The sequence below is a fragment of the Halomonas sp. NYA30 genome, from assembly GCF_976980765.1.
Window position 1 is genome coordinate 4,031,602 of the sequence record NZ_OZ334477.1, and the last position, 19,279, is coordinate 4,050,880.

General features: G+C 56.4%; 17 protein-coding genes and 1 riboswitch. Of the genes, 13 read left to right on the plus strand and 4 right to left on the minus strand.

Translation table 11 applies throughout. The annotated features are described in order from the left end of the window. Window positions 1-175 precede the first annotated feature (175 nt). The 5 genes from ACWI0H_RS18720 to ACWI0H_RS18740 all read left to right on the plus strand — a co-directional run bounded on the left by ACWI0H_RS18720 (window position 176) and on the right by ACWI0H_RS18740 (window position 6,304). Window positions 176-1,042 (plus strand): nitrilase-related carbon-nitrogen hydrolase, encoded by an 867-nt coding sequence (locus ACWI0H_RS18720; RefSeq protein WP_485874213.1) that lies wholly within the window; start codon window positions 176-178, stop codon window positions 1,040-1,042. Window positions 1,043-1,073: 31 nt separating this feature from the next. Next, on the plus strand, window positions 1,074-2,513 hold the full coding sequence (hydA, locus tag ACWI0H_RS18725) for a dihydropyrimidinase (protein WP_485874214.1): 1,440 nt from the start codon (window positions 1,074-1,076) through the stop codon (window positions 2,511-2,513). Window positions 2,514-2,553: 40 nt separating this feature from the next. Then, on the plus strand, window positions 2,554-3,933 hold the full coding sequence (locus tag ACWI0H_RS18730) for an NAD(P)-dependent oxidoreductase (protein ID WP_485874215.1): 1,380 nt from the start codon (window positions 2,554-2,556) through the stop codon (window positions 3,931-3,933). Further along, window positions 3,930-5,264 carry an NAD-dependent dihydropyrimidine dehydrogenase subunit PreA gene (gene preA / locus ACWI0H_RS18735; RefSeq protein ID WP_485874216.1) on the plus strand — a complete coding sequence of 445 codons (1,335 nt, stop codon included), beginning with the start codon at window positions 3,930-3,932 and terminating at the stop codon, window positions 5,262-5,264. The genes ACWI0H_RS18730 and preA overlap by 4 nt, the downstream gene beginning before the upstream one ends. A 158-nt stretch (window positions 5,265-5,422) precedes the next feature. Beyond that, window positions 5,423-6,304, plus strand: coding sequence for an ABC transporter substrate-binding protein (locus ACWI0H_RS18740; RefSeq protein WP_336269062.1), 882 nt, complete (start codon window positions 5,423-5,425; stop codon window positions 6,302-6,304). Window positions 6,305-6,310: 6 nt separating this feature from the next. On the opposite strand, the gene ACWI0H_RS18745 is transcribed toward ACWI0H_RS18740, so the two are convergent. Both ACWI0H_RS18745 and ACWI0H_RS18750 read right to left on the minus strand, forming a co-directional pair. Then, window positions 6,311-9,355 carry an efflux RND transporter permease subunit gene (locus ACWI0H_RS18745; RefSeq protein ID WP_336273926.1) on the minus strand — a complete coding sequence of 1,015 codons (3,045 nt, stop codon included), beginning with the start codon at window positions 9,353-9,355 and terminating at the stop codon, window positions 6,311-6,313. Window positions 9,356-9,357: 2 nt separating this feature from the next. Then, on the minus strand, window positions 9,358-10,452 hold the full coding sequence (locus tag ACWI0H_RS18750; protein ID WP_336273927.1) for an efflux RND transporter periplasmic adaptor subunit: 1,095 nt from the start codon (window positions 10,450-10,452) through the stop codon (window positions 9,358-9,360). Between the two features lie 177 nt (window positions 10,453-10,629). Between ACWI0H_RS18750 and ACWI0H_RS18755 the strand changes: the two genes are divergently transcribed. From ACWI0H_RS18755 to ACWI0H_RS18770, 4 genes are all read left to right on the plus strand, one after another. Beyond that, on the plus strand, window positions 10,630-11,259 hold the full coding sequence (locus ACWI0H_RS18755; protein ID WP_336273928.1) for a TetR family transcriptional regulator: 630 nt from the start codon (window positions 10,630-10,632) through the stop codon (window positions 11,257-11,259). A 62-nt stretch (window positions 11,260-11,321) separates the two neighbouring features. Then, on the plus strand, window positions 11,322-12,587 hold the full coding sequence (codB, locus tag ACWI0H_RS18760; protein WP_336273929.1) for a cytosine permease: 1,266 nt from the start codon (window positions 11,322-11,324) through the stop codon (window positions 12,585-12,587). 16 nt (window positions 12,588-12,603) lie between these two features. Further along, complete coding sequence (codA, locus tag ACWI0H_RS18765; protein WP_101148136.1) at window positions 12,604-13,860, plus strand: cytosine deaminase; 1,257 nt, start codon at window positions 12,604-12,606, stop codon at window positions 13,858-13,860. A 32-nt stretch (window positions 13,861-13,892) separates the two neighbouring features. Beyond that, window positions 13,893-14,052, plus strand: a riboswitch (FMN riboswitch). Between the two features lie 105 nt (window positions 14,053-14,157). Further along, window positions 14,158-14,655, plus strand: coding sequence for a 6,7-dimethyl-8-ribityllumazine synthase (locus tag ACWI0H_RS18770; RefSeq protein ID WP_176303950.1), 498 nt, complete (start codon window positions 14,158-14,160; stop codon window positions 14,653-14,655). A 48-nt stretch (window positions 14,656-14,703) separates the two neighbouring features. Here ACWI0H_RS18770 and ACWI0H_RS18775 read toward each other — a convergent pair whose 3' ends face one another. Beyond that, entirely contained in the window at window positions 14,704-15,153 is a 450-nt protein-coding gene (locus ACWI0H_RS18775) for a GNAT family N-acetyltransferase (protein ID WP_336273932.1), read from the minus strand. A gap of 104 nt (window positions 15,154-15,257) precedes the next feature. Between ACWI0H_RS18775 and ACWI0H_RS18780 the strand changes: the two genes are divergently transcribed. From ACWI0H_RS18780 to ACWI0H_RS18790, 3 genes are all read left to right on the plus strand, one after another. Then, the gene (locus tag ACWI0H_RS18780) at window positions 15,258-15,863 is read left to right on the plus strand and encodes a DNA-3-methyladenine glycosylase I (protein ID WP_485874217.1); all 606 of its coding nucleotides are present in this window, start codon (window positions 15,258-15,260) and stop codon (window positions 15,861-15,863) included. Window positions 15,864-15,947: 84 nt separating this feature from the next. Further along, complete coding sequence (gene pcsA, locus ACWI0H_RS18785; RefSeq protein ID WP_422822697.1) at window positions 15,948-16,673, plus strand: phosphatidylcholine synthase; 726 nt, start codon at window positions 15,948-15,950, stop codon at window positions 16,671-16,673. A gap of 34 nt (window positions 16,674-16,707) precedes the next feature. Next, window positions 16,708-17,400: a uracil-DNA glycosylase family protein gene (locus ACWI0H_RS18790; RefSeq protein WP_485874218.1), complete on the plus strand. Its 693-nt coding sequence runs from the start codon at window positions 16,708-16,710 to the stop codon at window positions 17,398-17,400. 16 nt (window positions 17,401-17,416) lie between these two features. Here ACWI0H_RS18790 and ACWI0H_RS18795 read toward each other — a convergent pair whose 3' ends face one another. Continuing rightward, complete coding sequence (locus tag ACWI0H_RS18795) at window positions 17,417-18,859, minus strand: aminotransferase-like domain-containing protein (protein WP_485874219.1); 1,443 nt, start codon at window positions 18,857-18,859, stop codon at window positions 17,417-17,419. Window positions 18,860-19,024: 165 nt separating this feature from the next. On the opposite strand from ACWI0H_RS18795, the gene ACWI0H_RS18800 reads away from it, so the two are divergent. Beyond that, window positions 19,025-19,225 (plus strand): YjiS-like domain-containing protein, encoded by a 201-nt coding sequence (locus ACWI0H_RS18800; protein WP_339885671.1) that lies wholly within the window; start codon window positions 19,025-19,027, stop codon window positions 19,223-19,225. Window positions 19,226-19,279 lie beyond the last annotated feature (54 nt).

The window sequence follows — 19,279 nt, forward strand, 5'->3', positions numbered from 1 at the left end:
ACTCATAACAATAATCCGTCGGCATTTAGTCGATATCACTACACGCCAAGCAACCCACGCTAATGGCTCATCCATAGCGGCTCACAAACATTAGCAATACCTGATTACTGCGGACCGTTACTCACCACTAAAAACGAGCCAGCGGTTGGCGCGTAGGATACGAGAGGGCTTTTGTATGCAGAAAATGAAAATCGGCCTGATTCAAATGGGCCTAAAAACCAGTACCGATCTGGAACCGGCCGCGATTCGCGATGCCATGAACGAAGCGCACCTACCCATGATTCAGCAAGCGGCTGACCAGGGCGTCCAAGTGCTTTGTTTCCAGGAAGTGTTCAACCAACCCTATTTTTGCCCCAGCCAGGATGGCAAATGGTACGCCGCCGCCGAGCGTGTGCCGGAAGGCCCCACCTGCCAAATGATGCAGAAGCTCGCAGCCGAACATCGTATGGTGATCATCGTCCCTATCTATGAAGAGGCCGAGACCGGCGTTTACTACAACACGGCAGCGGTATTCGACGCCGACGGTAGCTATCTAGGCAAATATCACAAAACCCATATTCCCCAAGTGGCCGGTTTTTGGGAAAAATTCTTCTTCAAGCCGGGCCAATCCAACTGGCCGGTGTTCGATACCGCCTACGGCAAGATCGGCGTGTACATCTGCTACGACCGGCACTTCCCTGAAGGCTGGCGGGCACTGGCGCTCAACGGTGCTGAAGTGATCTTCAACCCTTCCGCCACCGTGGCTGGGCTCTCTCAATATTTATGGGAGCTTGAACAGCCCGCCTCAGCGGCTGCCAACGGCTGCTTTATTGCCGCCATCAACCGCGTAGGCAGCGAAGCGCCTTGGAATATCGGCGACTTTTACGGCTCCAGCTACATCGTTAACCCACGCGGCAAGATCGAAGCCCAGGCCAGCGAAACCGAAGACGAGCTGCTGGTACACGAGATCGATTTAGACATGGTGCGCGAGGTGCGCAACAACTGGCAGTTCTTCCGTGACCGCCGCCCGGAAACCTACACCCGCTTAACCGACGGCGAATAAGCCCCTCAGTCAATTACCCCAGGAGCGAACCATGAGTTTATTGATCAAGGGCGGCACCGTCGTCACCCACGCCGACACCTACCGCGCTGACGTGCTATGCGTCGATGGAAAAATCCAAGCCATCGGCACCGATTTAGATGTGCCGGAAGGCTGCGAGATTGTCGATGCCAGCCACCAATTGGTGATGCCCGGCGGTATCGACCCCCACACCCATATGCAGATGCCGTTTATGGGTGCGGTGGCCAGCGAAGATTTCTATACCGGTACCGCCGCGGCCATGGCGGGCGGCACCACCACTATTATCGACTTTGTGATTCCCAGCCCCGGCCAGTCGCTGCTGGAAGCTTTCAACACCTGGCAAGGCTGGGCCGAAAAAGCCGCCACCGATTTCGCCTTCCACGTGGCAATCACCTGGTGGGACGAGAGCGTCAAAGAAGAGATGGGCACGCTGGTGCGGGAGCACGGCGTTAACAGCTTCAAGCACTTTATGGCCTACAAGGGCGCGATCATGGCCACCGACGATATCCTGGTGGAGAGTTTTTCCCGCTGCCTGGAGCTGGGCGCGATTCCCACCGTACACGCAGAAAACGGCGAGCTGGTGTATCACATGCAGCAGAAACTGCTTGCACAGGGCATGACCGGGCCAGAAGCCCACCCGCTGTCTCGCCCGCCCCAGGTCGAAGGCGAAGCCGCCAGCCGGGCGATCCGTATTGCCAGCACCCTAGGTGCTCCCGTTTACTTGGTACACGTTTCCACTAAGGACGCAGTAGACGAAATCGCCTACGCCCGCCAGCAAGGTCACCCGGTGTTTGGCGAGTGCCTAGCGGGTCACTTGGTCATTGATGACAGCGTTTATCAGAATCCCGACTGGGCAACCGCAGCCGCCCACGTCATGAGCCCGCCCTTCCGCCCCAAAGGCCATCAGGAAGCGCTTTGGCACGGCCTGCAATCCGGCAACCTGCAAACCACCGCCACCGACCACTGCTGCTTCTGCGAAGAGCAAAAGGCCGCTGGGAAAGATGACTTCACCAAGATCCCCAACGGCACCGCAGGCGTGGAAGACCGCCTCGCCGTGCTGTGGGACGAAGGTGTGAATACCGGCAAGCTCTCGCCCCAGGAGTTCGTCGCCGTCACCTCCACCAACACCGCCAAGATCTTCAATCTCTACCCACGTAAAGGGGCGATTCAGGTGGGTTCCGATGCCGACATTGTGGTGTGGGATCCTAACGGCACCCGCACGATCTCCGCTAAAACCCACCACCAAAATGTCGATTTCAACATTTTCGAGGGCAAAACGGTGCGCGGCATTGCTCGCCACACCATCAGCCAGGGCAAGTGGACATGGCGGGACGGCGAACTCCATGCCGAACGCGGCGCAGGGCGCTACTTGGAACGCCCCGCCTACCCCGGCGTGTTCGAGCTGCTCGCCAAGCGCGCCGAGCTGAATGCGCCAATGGCCGTTAAGCGCTAACCCCGGCCCTCATCAAGAACAGAGCAATGGAGAAACGACCGTGACCCATTCACTTGATCACCTGCCCAGCGCAAAAGAGGTCGGCACCTACGACCCAGCGACGTTGGCGCATAATTTCAGCGACCTTCACCCACCGCTGACGCCGCGCCAGGCCATTATCGAAAGCCAGCGCTGTCTCTACTGCTATGACGCGCCCTGCGTCGAGGCCTGCCCGTCGGACATTGATATCCCTAGCTTTATTCGCCAAATCAGCGAAAACAATATCAATGGCGCGGCGGAAACCATTCTGGAAGCCAATATCCTAGGCGGCAGCTGCGCCCGCGTATGCCCCACCGAAATCCTCTGCGAGCGCAGCTGCGTGCGCAACCACGACGCCGAGTGTCAGCCTGTGCTGATCGGCTTGCTACAGCGCTACGCCACCGACCATATGCAGTTTGAGAGCCACCCCTTTAAGCGCGCCGCCAGCACTGGCCGCCACATCGCTGTGGTGGGTGCCGGGCCTGCGGGGCTCTCCTGCGCCCATCGACTGGCGATGCTCGGCCACCAAGTGACGGTTTTTGAAGCGGAGCAAAAGCCCGGCGGGCTAAACGAGTACGGCATCGCCCGCTACAAAATGACCGATGACTTTGCCCGCAAGGAAGTTGAGTTTTTACTGGAGGTCGGCGGCATTGACCTCCAGTATGGCCAGCGGCTCGGGTATAACCTCGAGCTTTCCACGCTGCATCAGCAGTATGACAGCGTGTTTCTCGGTTTAGGCCTGGGTGCCAGCCGCGCCCTGGGCCTAACCGGCGAAGAGGCGCCGGGTCTGATGCCCGCCGTGGACTACATCAAAACGCTGCGCCAAACCGACGACCTAGGCAGTCTCACCGTGGCCAAACGCTGCATTGTGATTGGCGCAGGCAACACCGCGATTGATATGGCAACGCAAATGGCTCGCCTGGGCGCTACCGAGGTCACGCTGGTCTACCGGCGTGGCATTGAGGCGATGTCCGCCACTGACCACGAGCAGGAGATCGCCAAAGCCAACGGTGTGCGCATGGTGACCTGGGCGCAGCCCGATGAAATCTTGCTGGATGAACAAGGCCGAGTAGCGGGTATGCGCTTTGCCAAGACCGTTGAGCAAGCGGGCCTATTAACGCCGACGGGCGAAACGATTGAGATTGCCGCCGACGCCATCTTCAAAGCCATAGGGCAAAGCTTTGATAACACCAGCCTCGCTGATGCCACCGCCGCCGAGTTAGCCCGAGACGGCGAGCGCATTCATGTCGATGAAATGTTCCAAACCTCACTGCCCAACGTTTACGCAGGGGGTGACTGCGTAAAACCTGGCCAGGATCTCACCGTACAAGCCGTTCAGCACGGCAAACTGGCGGCTCACGCCATTCATCAGGCACTTGTCGCCAAGCAGGAGGCCGCATGAACACACTCAATTTTACACCACCGGGTAAGAAAAACCGCGGCGACAGCGTGGTCAACGGTGTTGATCTATCGATTAACTTTGCCGGTATTAAAGCGCCTAACCCATTCTGGCTGGCCTCTGCACCGCCCACCGATAAAGCCTACAACGTGGTGCGTGCCTATGAAGCGGGCTGGGGCGGCGTGGTATGGAAAACCCTTGGTGAAGAGCCTCCCGCGGTGAACGTCTCTTCCCGCTATTCGGCTCACTACGGCAAAAACCGCGAAGTTATTGGCTTTAATAACATCGAGCTGATTACCGACCGCTCGCTGGAAATCAACCTTAAAGAGATCACCCAGGTCAAAAAGGACTGGCCCGACCGTGCGCTGATCGTCTCCATCATGGTGCCCTGTAATGAAGAAGCCTGGGCCTACATTCTGCCGCTAGTGGAAGCTACCGGTGCCGATGGCATCGAGCTCAACTTAGGTTGCCCCCACGGCATGCCGGAGCGCGGCATGGGCGCGGCGGTGGGCCAAAACCCGGACCTGATCGAGAAAGTCACCTACTGGTGTAAAAAGCACTACTCGAAGCCAGTGATTGTAAAACTCACGCCGAATATCACCGATATTCGCGTAGGCGCCCAGGCAGCCTTGCGAGGTGGCGCCGATGCGGTGTCGCTGATCAACACCATCAACTCGATCACCAGCATTGACCTGGACAACATGGTCGCCAAGCCCACGGTAGGCCACCAAAGCACCCACGGCGGCTACTGCGGCAGCGCCGTGAAGCCTATTGCGATGAATATGGTGGCGGAAATCGCCCGCGACCCGGCCACGCCAACGCTGCCCATTTCGGGCATTGGCGGTATTTCCACCTGGCGGGATGCAGCAGAATTTATTGCCCTCGGTTCAGGCATCGTACAGGTGTGCACAGCCGCGATGCTTAACGGCTTTCGCATTGTGGAGGAGATGAAGGATGGCCTCTCCCGCTGGATGGCGGAAAAAGGTTACGACTCAATAGAGGCATTTTCCCGCAAGGCGATCCCGCAAACCACCGACTGGAAACACCTGGATATCAACTTCAAAACGATCGCCAAGATTGATCAGGATTTGTGTATCGAGTGCGGCCGCTGCTATATCGCCTGCGAGGACACGTCCCACCAGTCGATTGCCAAGCTCACCGAGCAGAACGGCGCGCGCCGCTATGAGGTAATTGAAGAGGAGTGTGTAGGCTGTAACCTGTGCCAGATCACTTGCCCAGTGGAGAACTGCATCACCATGGTGCCTCAAGAAACAGGTCAACCCTTTCTGGCCTGGGATAACGACCCACGTAACCCTTTCCGGGTCGCCTCTTAACCACCCACGGTTATCACTGTAACGGCCGCCTCCCTTGAAGGAGGCGGTCGCGTTTACCGCAACACATCGTTCCTTATGCTAAACGAGACAACGCTACGGCTTGCTGCGATGATGAGAAATTATTGCATATAGAATATTTTCTCATAAAAGGAATTGCTATGACGTCTAAGCTTCTCTCCACAGCACTCTCCACAACACTCGTCGCTACTGCTACCGCTACGCTGCTTTTTTCAGCTGTCAGCGCCGCTACCGACCAGCGTATAGCCACCTTCGATCTAGGCAGCCTGGACACCCTGGATGCGCTTGGCCTTAGCGAGCAGGTGGTGGGCGTGCCGAAAGCCAGCTTGCCGAACTACCTGGAACAGTACGCAGCAGAACCATACACCGATATTGGCGGCCTGCGCTCGCCGGATATGGACGCCATAAGCGCAAGCGAACCTAGCCTGATTCTCTACACCGGCCGCCAGGGCGACTGGGAAGCCGAGCTTGGCGACATCGCCCCACTGCTTAACACCAGCCTGCAAGGTGACGACTACTTGGCCGCTTTTGAGGCCAATGTGCGCGAGCTGGCTGGTCGATTAGACGCGGATAGCCAAGCGGAAGAGGCGCTTGAAATCCTGCATGCCGAGATTGAGTCCCAGCGCGAAGCGCTAAGCGATGCGCCTCGCACGCTAGTCGTGACCCATAACGGCGGTAACCTGATGCTCAATCAGCACCCGGTCGTGCACGAGGTGCTGGGCGTAGACGCACTTGAAATGCCCGACAGTGTGAACTCGGAAACCCGCGGCACCCGTACCTTTACGCCACTTTCGCCTGATGCCATTGCCGAAATTGATCCAGAGTTCGTGTTGGTGGTTGACCGCAGCGCGGCTATTGGCGATGAACCCGCCAACGCGGAAGCGTTAACCCAAACGCTTTTAGACGCCGGTGCAGAAGACGCGCAGCTCGTCATGCTGACACCCGCGCTGTGGTACCTCTCCGGCGGCGGTCTACAGAGCCTGCGCCTACAGATTGAAGAGGTCGCAGCGGCGCTGAATTAATCCTGGTTAATCCGCATGAATCTTGATCCGGTAGAGCACGCAGTAGACCACCGGCAGTACCACCAGAGTTAACAGCGTGGCAACGCCCAGACCACCAATCAGCGCAACCGCCATGCTGGCAAAGAACGCATCGCTGATCAGCGGAATCATACCCAGCATGGTGGTCAGCGCCGCCATCGATACCGGACGCACGCGGCTCACCGCTGCGCGCACTACCGCATGATAGCGATCCTGATGCAGCGGCAATTGCACGTTGATCTCCTCCACCAGAACGATGGCGTTTTTGATCACCATGCCGATCAAGCTCAGCGTGCCCAGCAAGGCCATGAACGAGAACGGCAAGCCGGTGAGCAGCAACGCGCCGACAACACCGATAATCGTCAACGGTACCAGCGACCAAATCGCCAACGGTTGGCGGAAGTTATTGAACAGCACCACGGTAAGGATGAACATCATCACGATGCCCAGCGGCAGCGAGGAAAACAGCCCTCTTTGCGCTTCGCCAGCGGTCTCGAACTCGCCGCCCCACTCCAGCCGATAGCCTGCTGGCAGCTCCAGCGCTTCTACCTGAGGTCGGATCTCCGCCAATACGCTGGCGGCGGTCACCCCACTTAACGGGTCTGGCTCACCGTACACTGCCAACATACGCTCACGATTACGGCGCATAATTAGCGGGTCCGCGACCCGGGTGGTGATATCGCTGATCACTTGGTCGGCGGTGATATAGCGGCCCTGCTCTTCGCTCCAGACATTGAGGGAACCCAGGTTGTCCACGTCGTGGCGCTGCTCGCGAATCGCTCGCGCCACCATGGGAATCAGGTCGCTGCCATCGCGATAAACGCCGACCTGGCTACCACTGGTACTCAGCGCAAGGGTGCTAGCCAAATCCTCACGGGTGACACCTAACCTCCTCGCGGTATCCTCAAGAAAGACGGGCTCGATTGCTTGCACCCGGTTACGCCAGCTGGTGCGCACGCTGGTCATGTTGGCCGTCTCACGGAACATGGCCTCCACCTCGTCGCCCAGTTGGCGCAGCACTTCCGGGTCACTGCCGTAGAAGCGCGCCTCTAGCTTGGCTTTCGGCGCGGGGCCGACTTCCAATGGGGCAATTTTGTAATCGATATCGCTATGGTCACGTACGAGCACCCTTTCAACGTCGGCCATGCGCTCGCGCTGAGTGGCTTTATCGTCGGTTTCGATAATGAGCTGCGCATAGCTGGCGTAGCGGTCTTCCGGCGAGTAAGTGAGGGTAAAACGCTGTGATCCACCGCCCACGGTGGTGGTGAGATGGTGAATGCCCGGCATCTCCATCACGCTCTCTTCCAGCTCGCTGACACGGCGCTGAGTCTCAAGGATATCGGTGCCTTCCGGCGTGCGGTAATCGACAAAAAAGATGGGCGTATTCGAGGCCGGAAAGAAGGCATTTTTGACTGAACCAAAACCGAACAACGCGCCCGCCAATATTGCGACCACCAGCACCAACGTCACCCAGCGCCAGCGTATGCCGGCAACGATGACGCGGCCGACCAAGCGATAAACAACGCCTTTGTAAGGGTCCTCTTGACCATCGCCAGGTGCGATATTGCGGAAAAACAGCTTAAAGTAGAAAGGCGTTAACGTTAGCGCGGTAATCCAGCTCAGCAGCAGCGAATAGAGCAGGACAAAAAACAGTGAACCGATAAATTCACCGGTGGTGTCTGGCGACAGACCGATAGGTGCAAAGGCAGCAATCGCGATCAGCGTGGCGGCCAGCAACGGCCAGGCGTTTTGCCGCACTACCTGATGGGCCGAATCACGAATCGAGCTGCCACGTTTTAGGCCCACCAGCATCCCTTCAGTCACCACGATGGCATTATCCACCAACATACCGAGGGCGATAATCAGCGCCCCAAGGGAGATCTTTTCCAGCTGCAGACCATGAAAGCGCATCAGCATAAAGGTGCCGATAATGGTGATCAGCAGGATGAATCCCATCAACAGACCACTGCGCCAGCCCATAAACAGCATCAACACCACGATCACGATGGCGACCGCCTGGATCAGGCTCACCAGAAAGCCGGAGACCGCCTCATCCACAACCTGGGGCTGGTTGTAGACGATATTCAGCTCCATGCCCAGCGGCGTGCGGGCTTGAAGTTGATCCAGTCGCTGCTGCAGTTGTTCACCGACCGCCACAACATTCACACCGCTTTCAAACGAGACGCCCATCGAGATGGCTGGCCTGCCCATATCACGATAGAGCTGCTGGGGCTGCTCTGTCAGTTCTCGGCTTACATCAGCAATATCACTCAGCCGCACCAGTTCGCCGTCACCTTCACTGACGATTAGCGCGCGCAGGTCATCAATATTCGCCGCGCTGCCGGTCGGGGTAATACGAAAACGGCGACCATCCTGCTTGAGATGCCCTGCATCGGCCACGGCATTCTGGGTATCCAGCAATTGCTGCAGCCGGCTGAGCGGAATATTCAACGCTCGCAGGCGCTCACGGTCGACTTCGATGTAGATGCGCTCTTCATGCTCACCGCCCAGCGAGACTTTCTTGACGCCCTCTACCAGGGTCAGCTCGCGCTTGAGAAAATCGGCATGGTCGGCCAGATCAGGCATGCTGTAGCCTTCGCCAGTCAGGTTGACCATAAAGCCAAAGACATCGCCAAAGTCGTCATTGACGCGGGATCGGCTGGCCCCCGGCGGCAATGCAGCCTGGGCATCCTGCACCTTGCGACGCAGTGAATCCCATAGCTGCTCAAGCTCTTCGTTCTGAACCGTACTCTCCAGCTCAACGGTAATTTGCGAAAGGCCGTCGGAACTCACCGAGCTCACTCGCTTAATCGACGACATCTCTTGAATCGACTCTTCCAGCGTCGAGGTGACTTCCTGCTCAACCTCTTCAGGTGTCGCGCCGGGGTACTGCGTGGTGATGAGGGCATTACGAATAGTGAATTCGGGGAACTCCAGCTGGCCCATGCCTAGAAATGACAGCGCACCACCGGCCAGCAGCACTACGGTCATTAAATAACTGGCCGCCCGGTGGCGTAAAAAGTAGTCGACCATGCTTATAGCCCCTGCTCTTTTTCCCACGGTGTGACGTTGGTATCCGCCGTTATACGGTGAGCACCGGCCGCCACGACACGATCGCCCGCCGTCAAATCGCCGCTAACTTCCAACCCATTCGACGTTAATGCCCCGACACTCACCGGCACTGCCTCTACATGTTCTGAACCGGTATAACGCCATACCAGCGCTTGATTAGCGTCTTCACCCGCATAGCTCACGGCTTCAGGCGGCAGGTGCCAAACCGGCGTAGCGTGGTCGGATTGTAGCGCACTTAAATCCAGTCGCACGTTGGCACTCATACCATCCAGTAGGGTGATATCGTCGGGCTGAGGGAGTGTCAGCGTGACTTCATAAGCCAAGCTCTGCGCGCTGGCTTGCGTGGTATAGGACGCTAACTGGGCGAGATAGGGCTTATCGCTGTTGCCAAATCGTACTTCATACACCAGCTCATCACCGAAGGGGGTGCCGTTGCTGCGCGGCATGCGCTGAACAATTTGCTCGGGCAGATGAAACACCACATCTAACTGCCCTGGCTGTTGAATGACCGCGACGGTTTCCTGCACTTGAACAATCTGGCGGTTATCTACCGGCACCTGGGCAATCACGCCATCGTAGGGCGCGCGCAGTTGCGTATGCGTTACCTGCTCTTCGGCCTGCTCAAACGTTGCGCGGGCTGCTCGCCACTCGCTTTCCGCTTCATCAAACCGGGATTGGCTGACCGCCCCGCGCTCGAGGGTATAGCGCATGCGCTCCAGGTTGGCCTTGGCGAGCTCCAGGCGCGAGCGGGCGCTATCGAGTTCGCTTTGCGCGTTACGGTTGTCAATTCGAGCGAGTACCTCACCCTCGCTCACCCGCTGTCCGGGGCTGACATTGAGCTCCAGCAACTCGCCTGCCATACGAAATGACAAATTGCTGCGGGTGGTGGCTTCTACCCGCGCCGGGAATTGCCGCAGGGCAGTAGCATTGGCCGACTGCAAGGTCATCAATTTCACCGGCCTGGCCGTGTCGGTGGACTGCGCCTGGGGTTGATCGCAGCCCATCAGCATAAGCAGCACCAGTGCGGCGGGCAGGAAACGAAGAAGAGTAACGGGCACGGCAGGCTCCTTGAGGACGATCAATGCAGCGTTGCAAACCTGAATTCAAGCAATAAGGGGCGTAGTATACATTTCACTGACATTCATGAATGTCAGTGAAATGTATACTAATCACCATCCGGCGACTTTGCTATCGATCAGTGCCAAAATACGGCCAATCTATTAAGAGGAGGCGCTATGTCCCGTCGTAAGGCCGACGCTGAACGCACTCGAGAAACGATCCTGGATGCGGCTGAGACCACCTTCTTAGCCCAGGGTGTATCGCGCACGACCCTGGCCCATATTGCCGAGGCGGCGGGCGTGACGAGGGGCGCCATTTATTGGCACTTTGAAGATAAAGCAGCGGTATTCAATGCGCTCTTGGAGCGGGTACGCATCCCTTTAGATGAAATCGTCGATGATACAACCCACCATCTTGGTGCAACGCCAGTGGCCTGCTTACGCGAGATTGCCCAACGCTCGCTGGCAGGCATCTGCCATGACCTACCACTGCAGCGGGCAGCCACCATCGTGCTGCACCGCTGCGAGAAACTGGAAGATGATCACCCGCGCATCAGCATGATCACCCGCCTTTCAGAGCACGCTGAAGTACAGGTAGAACGTCTGTTTGAACAAACACAACTGGCAGGCCAATTGCGTGCGGGCCTCTCCCCCACCAGCGCGCGCCGCCAGTTTCATGGCTTTTTGATTGGCGTCTGCTTTGATTGGCTGCAAGACCCACAGCAGTACTCACTAGCAGAGGAGTGCGACGCTATCGTCGAAACGTTAATGCGCGGGTTGTTAGTGGAAAACAGTCCTAATAAATAAAGCAAACTTGGCATGCCGGTTGCTTATATTTTCAAGAGAACCGTTTTCAACCGGAGCCTGCCATGAACCAATCTGATTACCCGCTCAGCGAAGTCCCTACCCGTGCCCGCAAAGGGTTACTCTCCACGTCAGCCGTACTGCTCGGCTTTACCTTTTTCACCGCGACCATGTGGGCCGGTGGCACGTTAGGCCAAGCGTTTCCGATTGGCCAACTGCTCTGGATCATACTGATTGGTAACCTGTTGCTGGGAACGTATGCGGCAGCCCTTGCTTATATCGCCTGCAAAAGCGGGCTTAATTCGGTGCTGATGGGGCGCTTCTGTTTTGGCGAGAAGGGCAGCAAACTTTCTGATTTTATCCTCGGTTTTACACAGATTGGCTGGTACGCCTGGGGCACAGCGACCATCGCGCTGGTACTAGTACGCACCACAGGGATGCCTGAATGGCTGGAAATCCCTTTAATGGTGCTTTTTGGTTTTGGCTTTTGTATCACCGCAATGATTGGTTATAAGGGCATGGACTGGCTTTCGCGCTTTGCCGTCCCCGCCATGATGCTGTTTATTTTGATTAGCCTGTTCACTGGGTTGGTGGATGTGCGCGGCTTTACAGGACTAAGCCAGCAAACGCCTACGGAAAGTATGGGCATGGCGGCAGCGGTCACTGTCATCATCGGCACGTTTATCAGCGGCGGCACCCAAGCCACTAACTGGAGCCGCTTCGCCAAAACGCCGAAAATTGCCGTCATTGCGACCCTGGCAGCGTTTTTTGTGGGGAACGGTTTAATGGTGCTCACTGGTGCACTTGGCACCATGATTTACCAGCAGGCGGATATTGTCGATGTGCTGATTGCCCAGGGCTTTGTCACCATCGCCGTGCTGATGCTGTTTCTCAATATCTGGACGACACAGGACAACACTATTTACAACTTCGCGGTGGCGGGCTGCAATTTGCTGCGTACTGAAAAGCGCCGCTTGGTCACCGTAGCAGGTGCGGCCATTGGGACGGTGCTAGCGGTCGGCGGTATGTACAATCTGCTTATCCCCTTTCTGGTACTGCTTGGCACGTTTATTCCGCCCATGGGCGGGGTGATCATGGCGGACTTCTGGCTCAAGCATAAAGGCCGTTACCCCGCTCTGGATACCGCTCAACTGCCTGATTTCAACCGTAGAGGGCTGGCTGCCTATGCGCTGGGTGCCGGGGCTGCCTACTTTTCCCCGTTACTGCCGCCATTGGTAGGGGTCGCGGTGGCAGCGGGCAGCTACGCCGTGCTGCTGCGTTTAAACCACGCTACGCTGAGCGATACGCTTCCTTCACCCGCTAAACAATAAGTGAGCCCTTTTTCATATGCCCATGCAGATCATTAATGCCCGCCTACGCCAGCGCCCTGAGCTTTATCGGCTGGAAATTGAGAACGGCACGTTCACCGCCATCACCGCACAAGATGCACCACAAACAGCGAGCGCGGGGCAGATTGATGCAGGCGCCAAGCTCGTTTGCGCGCCCTTTATCGAGCCTCATATTCACCTGGATGCCGCCCTCACCGCGGGTGAGCCAAGCTGGAACCAAAGCGGCACGCTGTTTGAAGGCATTGAGCGCTGGAGCGAGCGTAAGCCTATGCTCACCGAAGCCGATATTCGCGAGCGCGCTCTGAAAACGCTTAATTTATTAATCGGCAACGGCGTTCAGTTCGTGCGCACCCACGCTGACACCAGCGACCCAAGCCTGATTGGCCTTAAAACACTGTGTACCTTGCGGGATGAACTGAAGGATAAAATCGATATTCAAGTAGTCGCCTTTCCGCAAGATGGCCTGCTCTCCTACCCCGGCGGAGAAAAGCTAATGGAGGAGGCACTGGAATTCGGTGCCGACGTCGTGGGCGGCATCCCCCATTTCGAATACACCCGTGAACTGGGCGTGGCGTCCATGAAGCGAGTGATCGAACTCGCGATCAAGTACGACCGCTTGGTGGATGTGCACTGCGACGAGATCGACGACCCCAATTCGCGCTTTCTTGAAGTACTGGCCTGTGAAGCGCTATTTAATGATTTGGGCAGCCGCGTGACCGCAAGCCACACCACGGCGATGCACTCTTACGATAACGCCTACTGCTCCAAGCTGTTTCTGCTGCTCAAGCGCTCGGGCATTAATTTCGTCTCTTGCCCCACCGAAAGTATTCATTTGCAAGGGCGTTTCGACACCTACCCCAAACGGCGCGGCGTCACACGGGTAAAGGAACTCAACGAAGCGGGTATCAACGTCTGCTTTGCTGAAGACTCCATTTTTGATCCCTGGTATTCGTTGGGAAATGGCAAGCTCTTACGCACGTTGGATTTCGGCCTGCATATCTGCCAAATGATGGGTTATCAGGATTTCAGTCAGGCGCTTTCGCTGATTACTGACAATAGCGCTCGCACGCTTAACATCGAAGAACGCTACGGCATTGAGGTGGGCAAACCGGCCAGCTTCAACCTGCTGGAGGGCGAGGACGACTACAGCGTGCTGCGCAATCAAGGCGAGGTGCTGCTTTCGGTGCGCCACGGCGAGATCATCATGCAGCGCGACCCCGCCAAAATAACCACACCGCCTTGGCTCGGCTTTTAGAATAAGCGTAAAATGGCTGGGCTGATATTCAGCAAAGTTCTCAGGGCGGGGTGAAAGTCCCCACCGGCGGTGATACGGCCTTTAAACCAGGCCGCTAAGCCCGCGAGCGCTCAAGCAAGCAATTGCTTGAGGTCAGCAGATTCGGTGAGAAACCGAAGCCGACGGTGATAGTCCGGATGAAAGAGAACGGCACCTTAGACACGCAACGTTAACAGTGGCTGATGCCAACTGTTACGGCTGCCTGACGACCGGTTCCGCGTGCCCTGATTCTGGTACAACTTAGCCAAGAGAATGACCATGAATCAGACATTTCCGCTGACACTTTCTACCCACACCACGTCTCAACGCATCGCGTTTATTCAAGGCCACTGGCATCAGGATATCGTCGAGAAGGCCTATGAAGCCTTTATTGCTGAAGTAGAACGCTGTGGGCTTAACGCCGAACAAGTAGACACCTTCACCGTTTCAGGTGCTTACGAAATTCCCTTGCAAGCCAAGATCCTCGCTCAAAGTGGCCGCTATGGTGCCATTGTAGGGGCTGGCTTTGTGGTCGATGGCGGTATTTATCGCCACGACTTTGTCGCCCATGCGGTGATTGATGGCTTGATGCGGGTGCAGCTAGACACGCAAGTGCCGGTGATCTCTGCAGTATTAACACCGCACCACTTCCATGAGCACGCCACGCATCACGACTTCTACACCCAACACTTTGTTACCAAAGGGAAAGAAGCCGCCCAGGCGTGTCTGAACACGATGGAAAACCTGCACAGAGCGCGCAAGCTAAGCGAGGCTTGATGCACTGCGATTCAGGCTCGGCTAGGTGCCGAGCCTGAACTGCTTAACTCACTTCACATCAAGCAAGTAACCATAAAACGCCGTATTACGCTGCCAGCCCAATGACTCATAAAGGTGCTGGGCACGCTCGTTCTCTACCTGCGTCATTAATATCAAGCGTGCTACGCCATGCTCGTGGGCAAGTTGTGCGGCAGCCTCCATTAGCGCCCTACCGGTGCCTTTATCACGACACTCTGGCAACACAAACAGATCATTTAGCGTCCAACGTGCATTTAAGCCCACTGTGGAAACGCCCGGATAAAGCTGCACAAAGCCAGTCAGTTGCCCATCCCCACCCTCACTCACGAGGATGCGTGAATCCGCCTGCCCAAATCGTTGGCGCAAAAAGGCACGAGCGGCCTCCACATTACTAGGCTGAGCGTAGAACTGCCGATAACCATCTAGCAGCTCCGTTAGCGTATCAAGATCATTAATCGTGGCAGGGCGAACAAATGTCATACTCATCTCCAGGCTCGTTTGCTATCACGCCAATAACGTTATAGTGAGTTAACACCTAATTGCTAACTGAAAACAGCTTTTATCACCTGCTAAGGAAATGCTCTATGTCCGACTTTATCGCCCCTGATGGTCATCCCCGCTGCCTATGGTGTGGGGGCGCGGCGGAGTTTTTGCCTTACCATGACAACGAGTGGGGCTTTCCAGTAACTAACGACCAGCGGCTGTTCGAGAAGCTGTGCCTGGAGAGTTTTCAGTCGGGGTTGAGTTGGCGCACCATTCTCAATAAACGCGAGAACTTCCGCACCGCTTTTCACCATTTCGATTTTCATCAGGTTGCCCGGTTTGGCGAAGACGATGTGCAGCAACTGCTGCAGAACGCGGGCATTATCCGCCATCGCGGAAAAATCGAAGCGGTCATTAACAATGCTGTAAGGGCGCAAGAAATGGTCGAACAGGAAGGTTCGTTAGCCGCCTTCTTTTGGGGTTTTGAGCCCGATACCAACTCACTCCCCCCGCCGCAAACCCAGACCATCTCGCCTGAATCCATCGCTCTATCCAAAGCGTTAAAAAAACGCGGTTGGAAATTCGTTGGCCCGACGACCGCTTTTGCCTTTATGCAGGCGATGGGGCTGATCAATGACCACTCGCTAAACTGCATCACCCGCGTGCAGGTTGCACAGGCGCGGCAGCAATTTAAGCGACCGATATAAAAAAACAGTGATAGGGTATGGTTTTTGACACGCTTATCAATAAACCGAACAGCAAGGGGACAACACGTTCCCAATGGGGTCAACGTGGTTCAATCATTCTCTTCGCATACAGAATCCCGCACCTCACGATATAAAGCTTGGAGTGTGCATATATTCACCGCCAGCGGTGTACTACTCGGCACCATGGCACTGCTTGCACTGGTCGATAATAATCCCGTCGCCTGCCTCCTCTGGCTGGGTGCTGCGATGATGATTGATGGTATCGATGGCACTCTGGCGCGTAAGTATGAAGTGAAGACGATACTGCCCAACTTCGATGGCTCAACGCTCGATATGGTCATTGATTACCTGACCTGGGCCTTTATTCCTGCCCTCTTTATCTACTACTTTATTGAACTGCCGCCCTATTTTGCACTGCTCTCAGTGTTCATTATTCTGCTGTCGTCGATGTTCTGTTTTTGCAATGTCGATATGAAAAGCCAGGACAACTACTTCGTTGGCTTTCCAGCCGCCTGGAACATCACCGCCGCCTATTTTTACATTATTGATTTACCTCCTTTTATTACCTTTGCCACTATCGTTGTTCTCGCCATTCTCACCGTGACTAAAATGAAGTTTCTGCACCCCTTTCGCGTGCGTTTGTTCATGCCACTCAATATCGCCGTCACACTGCTATGGTGCGTGTGTGCAACGTCACTGATACTTTCCAGCCCTGCACACACCGCCTGGGCCGTATGGGGGTGGGGCGTGGCCTCTGTGTACTTCGGTGGTATGTGCTTATGGCGTACGGCGCAAGAGTGGTTTGATTGAACTAGCCAAACGACATCAGCAAGGAGCATGGACGATGTCACTGACCCCGCAGCAACAGGAACAATTCAGGGCGCTAGCGGCAGAAATCGAAGGAATCGATGTCGAGGTTTACCAGCGCTTCGAGCGCGACCCACTGGAGCCCATCATCGGCCTTGGCAAGCCTAACCAGCGCATTGGCTTTTTTGGACGCGACCCTGGGCGCGACGAGGTTCGCCATGGGGAGCCCTTTATCGGCACTGGCGGGCAGTTGGTCAGAAAGGCGCTGTATGAGCACCTTTATGATGAAAAAATGCCTGACTTCGAGGCCTCGCGCGACGTGGGAGAGCACTTTTTCTGGATCACCACCGTGCCTTACAAGCCCGTCGGCAATAAAGCGTGGTCCATGAAGGTTAAGCGCCACTTTCATGACCTGATGAACGAAGTACTGATCTCCCGCTGGAAAGGGCGAACCCTAATCACCTTGGGTCGCGAAGCTTTCCTGTGGTTCGGCATCGGCCGCTCAAAGGAGGAGCGTGCACGCCTGGAGGCGTTCTGGAAGCGCGAGGATCGGTTTGAAAGTAGTATCGAAGTAACGCTAGAGGATGACCGGGGCGAAGCACAAAACTTTCAACTCTATCCGCTGCCTCACCCCTCTCCGCTCAATCAGACCTGGTATGCCCGCTTTCCGGGTCTCTTAAAGCAGCGCTTAGAACAATTAGATGTGCGTCAAGACAACCTCACCTTGTAAGGCTTATGACCGATCCTCATCCCAGCACGGCTGCATGCGCCTGCGCTTCTTCCACCATCTCAGTGGCAAACTCGCCCACCGTGCGCACGGCCGCTTCGATCTCAGGGGTTAGAGTAAACGCATAATTAAGACGCAGGCACTGGCGAAACTTGCCCGAGGCTGAAAACAGCGACCCCGGTGCTACATGGATCGCACGCTGCGCCAGGCGCTGGTTGAGTCGTACACAATCCACCGCAGCGGGTAACTCTACCCACAGCAAAAAGCTGCCTTGCGGGTAGCTGATGCCTGCCCCCTGGGGGAAGTAGCGCTGCACCCAACTGATCATAATATCGCGCTGGCGCTGATACTGACGGGTGGCGTAACGGACATGGCGCTCGTAGTGCCCTTTAGCGACGAACTCCGCCACGGCCAGCTGCGGCAGCGTGGCCGAGGCGCCGGTAGAAACGTACTTCATGTGCAGCGCTTGATCGCGATAGCGCCCCGGCGCCAGCCAGCCCACCCGCAAACCAGGCCCCACCGTTTTGGAAAAGCCGCTGCACAGCATCACGCGCCCATCGTCATCAAAGGATTTAACGGTGCGCGGTCTGGGCAGCGAGAATGACAAATCGCCGTAGATATCATCTTCAATAATCGCCACATCAAAGCGCTGAGCGAGCTGAAACAGCGCCCGTTTACGTGCCTCACTCATGGTGTAGCCCAGTGGGTTGTTGTAGGTCGGCGTGACTTGTATCGCGCGGACCGGCCACTGCTCAAGCGCCAACTCCAGGGCTTCCAGGCTGATACCGGTTTGTGGGTCGGTGGGAATTTCCAGCGCTTTCAAGCCGTTGGCTTTAAGGATCTGCATGGTGCCGTAAAAGCTGGGCGAGTCGACGGCCACCACATCGCCGGGCTGAGTAAGGGTGCGCAGGGAAATGGCCAGCGCCTCCTGGCAACCGGTGGTAATCACAATGTCATCCGGGTGCAGCAGGCAGCCCGAGGCAATGGCCAATCGCGCCACCTGCTGTCGCAGCTCAGGGCTACCGCTCAGCTTGTCGTAGTTGAACCCGTGCAGGTCATTACTGCGATGCAGGCCAGCGAGGATTTTCGACAACGGCCGCAGCGTTTCGTACTCAAAATTCGGTACACCACGCCCAAGCAGCAGCCGCTCGTCATCTCGCTGGGTGGCGACGAGTTCAAGCACCTGATCCCATTGGGAAACATCCAATGGGCGCTGCGCTGGCCGAGAGACGGAGGGCAGCACCGCTGGCGCCCGGCTTGGCAGTACGAAGTAGCCGGATTTTGGTCGAGACTCGATCAATGCAACGTCCATCAGTTGCCGATAGGCCTCCTGAGCCGTCGAAATGCTGACGTCTAGTTCCTGACAAACCGCACGAATAGAGGGCAGGCGATCACCCACACGGTAAATACCGTGCTCTATACGCTCCCGCAAAATGGTAGCAACCTCTTCGTAGCGCGTCATGACACCCTCCCCCCCCCCGGCCTGAAAGCAATACAGATGAACTCTTAAGCGACCATACAGAGATATAACACAGCAATCTGTATCCTTAAAATAATAATATCTATATCTGTATCGAGGGAATAGCACTGAGTAATCTGGTGGGGCACTTAACACGGAGGATTCGCCATGCCACGCTTTAGCCTCACCCAGCTTCGCATTCAGTTACAAAGCTACCGCCAGTATCGCCGCAGCCGCCGCCAGTTACTGGCGCTTGATGACCGGCTGCTTGACGATATAGGCATTAACCGTACACAGGCGTTAAAAGAGGGCCATAAAGCCTTTTGGAAACATTCAACCTTTCAGAAGGGGACAAATGAAGAGCGCTAAGTGGCAGGGGCGTTGAACATTAATAATGTTCAACGCCCCTTTTCGAGAACAAAT